Consider the following 3,065-nt stretch of genomic DNA (forward strand, 5'->3'; position numbering starts at 1 on the left):
CCCCAGTCCCCAGTCCCCAGTCCCCAGTCCCAAATCCCTCAAGCCTGAAGATATTGGTTTTCGCTTGGGGCCGCGAATTAATGCTATTGGCCGGATTGGTAATCCCCAGACTGTGATTGAATTGCTGACTACAGATGATATAGGGGTGGCGCTGGAACTCGCAATGCGGTGTGAACAAATAAATGCCAGTCGCCAGGAGATGTGTCAGCAAATTGAACAAGAAGCGATCACTTATGTGGAGACAGAATTTGTTGCATCTCTACGGCAAGATCGTGTATTAATTGTTGTTCAACCCAATTGGCATCATGGCGTTATTGGCATTGTCGCCTCCCGCTTGGTAGAACGCTACGGCGTTCCCGTGTTCATCGGTACTTATGAGGATGAGGGACATATACGCGGTTCAGCACGCTCAATTCCAGAGTTTCATGTGTTTGAAGCTTTGGAATATTGTCACGATTTACTAGGCAAATTTGGAGGACACAAAGCAGCCGGGGGATTCTCTCTACCAGCAGAGAATTTACAGGTGTTGCGATCGCGTTTGATTGAGTTTGCTAACCAGTGTCTTGAACCCCAGCATCTCAAGCCTCTGCTCAAAATTGATGCCGAAGTTAACCTTAATCACATCAATCAGCAGCTTTATCAACAGCTTAATGCTCTGCACCCCTGCGGTATGGACAACCCCGATCCAGTTTTCTGGACACCTAATGTTCAAGTGATTGAGCAAAAAATCGTCGGTAAGGGTCACATTAAACTGACAATTGCCCAAACTATTGATAATCAGGAGTATAAAATTAAAGCGATCGCTTGGCGTTGGAGCGACTATTTTCGTTTACCGCCGCGAGTGGATGTCGCTTACAAACTACGAGAAAATTACTTTAACGGTAACACCACCATTGAGCTAGAATTAATAGGAGTCAGACTGCCAATTCAGCTTCAACAATTTTTTACTTCGCCACATACCCCGTCAAGCACCACTTTTGAATACAACCAACGACACTATACTTGTGGTTTCTATAAAAACGGTATTGAAGCAGAATTAAGAATTAAAAACTCTGAAGGCAAAGTCTTAGCAATGCAGCCAGGACATATAATTGGTTTACTGGGCACTAATCGTCAAAACGCCAAAGAAGTTGATATCTCTCAGCCACAGTATGACAGTATTATCCAAGCTGCCCTTCAGGCATTATCGGTATTGAGTGCTGAATTATGAGTTACGAGTTATGAGTTATGAATTCTTAATTAACTTCTCATTCCTAACTTTTAACTGTTAACTCCTTAGTCAGCACTCAGAACTCTTATAAATTGCCGTTGCGAAATGCCAGCAAAAAGATTACCACTGGCCCAGCAATTACAATTAGCGCCACGGACAGCAATTGGAAAATAACTTCCCAATTGATACTGGTAAAAGCGTTAAACAAGTCAGATACAGCGTCAAACATTTTTCCTTTTCTCCTCCCAATTGTCTTAAAAAATTCAATAACTTAATTACAAAACCCGCAATCGATCATATCTGGCCATGGCCTGTTAGATTTAATTTACTTAACAAAATTATAAGAAAAGACATAAAAACGTGAAATAGGGGGACTGGGGATTGGGGAATGGGAAAAATTTTCTCAATAACTTAATCCCCAATCCCCAATCCTCAATCCCCAATCCCCAATCCCTAATACAAAATGGCAACTTGGCAATGTGTAAAAGAATGTGGAGCCTGCTGTAATCTTGATCCAGCAGAGCGTCCAGATTTGGATGAGTATCTCTCTCCACCAGAACTAGAACTCTACCTCAGCATGGTAGGGGAAGGGGGATGGTGCGTTAACTTCGACCATAGCACGCGAGAATGCCGCATCTACTCAGATCGTCCTCGTTTCTGCCGCGTGGAATCAGAAGTATTTCAAGATATGTATGGCGTTGAACCAGAAGAAGTCAACGATTTTGCTATTGACTGCTGTCGCCAGCAAATAGAAGGAGTATACGGCGATCGCAGTCTGGAAATACTACGCTTCAATAAAGCTGTCGGGCTGTGACACTCCCACTCCTCGTTTTAGTATCTGGAGTTGCAATTTATTACAACAATCTGAGAATATGATAGAAATATGAAAACAACCTCGCAACGAAACTATTGCCTGTGAAACTTGATTCTGCTCCTTTGGACATTTCTGGCATATCTCAGACTGAGATCGAGCTAGAACTGAAAGACAGCAATGATTTTAACTTAACTCCTGCGATCGCCCAACCAGTTCAGGCTGTAGTTGCCGATAGTCCTCAGAAGCAGCAATCAGCACTAGTAATTTTTGGTACAACTTTTATAACCATTTTTCTAGCAGAAATTGGAGATAAAACTCAGTTATCCACCCTGTTAATGAGTGCAGAATCTCATTCGCCGTGGGTGGTATTTATCGGATCTGCGGCTGCGCTGATAACCACCAGTTTATTAGGCGTGCTTTTAGGTAGTTGGATAGCCACCCAACTCAGCCCAAAAACTATAGAAAAATCAGCAGGCGTGATGTTGTTGGTAATTTCCCTAATGCTGTTTTGGGATGTATTTACTAGTCATTAGTCATTAGTCATTTGTCATTCTTCCCCTGCCTCCCCTGCTCCCTCATCTCCTCTACTCCCCACTTCCGGCTCCCGGCTCCCCCTTAACAATATGGATTGGCATCTTTTAGGACTAAGCTTTATTACAGTTTTTTTATCAGAATTGGGTGACAAAAGTCAGCTAGCGGCGATCGCACTTTCAGGACGTTGTAATTCTCCGCGTGCAGTATTTTTTGGTGCAGCAGGCGCATTGCTATTGACAAGTCTGTTGGGAGCATTAGCAGGAGGTGCAGTAGCAGAATTATTACCTACGCGCTTGTTAAAAGCGATCGCTGCTGTAGGATTTGCCATCCTTGCTGCACGTCTGCTGTTATTTAACAATGAACCATCGGCAGATTCTGAACAAACACCTTAAAGAAGAATTCAGAATTCAGAATCCAGGAATCAGAATTACTCTTCGTGGGGGATTGGAAACCGCCAAGGTTTTAAATTAATAAGTAACTACGCAAAATTACCCATAATAAAAGAAC

General features: G+C 43.0%; 5 protein-coding genes. 4 read left to right on the forward strand and 1 reads right to left on the reverse strand.

Features of this window, described 5'->3' with window-relative positions; genetic code table 11:
• Nucleotides 1-1,210: DHH family phosphoesterase (locus tag ACFE90_RS37460; RefSeq protein ID WP_375507287.1), on the forward strand; the 1,210-nt coding region annotated here is incomplete at its 5' end.
• Between the two features lie 85 nt (nt 1,211-1,295).
• On the opposite strand, the gene psb30 is transcribed toward ACFE90_RS37460, so the two are convergent.
• Nucleotides 1,296-1,439 (reverse strand): photosystem II reaction center protein Ycf12/Psb30, encoded by a 144-nt coding sequence (psb30, locus tag ACFE90_RS37465; RefSeq protein WP_114086065.1) that lies wholly within the window; start codon nt 1,437-1,439, stop codon nt 1,296-1,298.
• A gap of 234 nt (nt 1,440-1,673) precedes the next feature.
• Between psb30 and ACFE90_RS37470 the strand changes: the two genes are divergently transcribed.
• From ACFE90_RS37470 to ACFE90_RS37480, 3 genes are all read left to right on the forward strand, one after another.
• Nucleotides 1,674-2,024 (forward strand): YkgJ family cysteine cluster protein, encoded by a 351-nt coding sequence (locus tag ACFE90_RS37470; protein ID WP_375507288.1) that lies wholly within the window; start codon nt 1,674-1,676, stop codon nt 2,022-2,024.
• A 101-nt stretch (nt 2,025-2,125) separates the two neighbouring features.
• The gene (locus ACFE90_RS37475; protein WP_375507289.1) at nt 2,126-2,557 is read left to right on the forward strand and encodes a TMEM165/GDT1 family protein; all 432 of its coding nucleotides are present in this window, start codon (nt 2,126-2,128) and stop codon (nt 2,555-2,557) included.
• 90 nt (nt 2,558-2,647) lie between these two features.
• The gene (locus tag ACFE90_RS37480) at nt 2,648-2,950 is read left to right on the forward strand and encodes a TMEM165/GDT1 family protein (RefSeq protein ID WP_109010448.1); all 303 of its coding nucleotides are present in this window, start codon (nt 2,648-2,650) and stop codon (nt 2,948-2,950) included.
• Nucleotides 2,951-3,065 lie beyond the last annotated feature (115 nt).

The sequence above is a fragment of the uncultured Nostoc sp. genome, from assembly GCF_964245445.1.
GTDB lineage: Bacteria > Cyanobacteriota > Cyanobacteriia > Cyanobacteriales > Nostocaceae > Nostoc.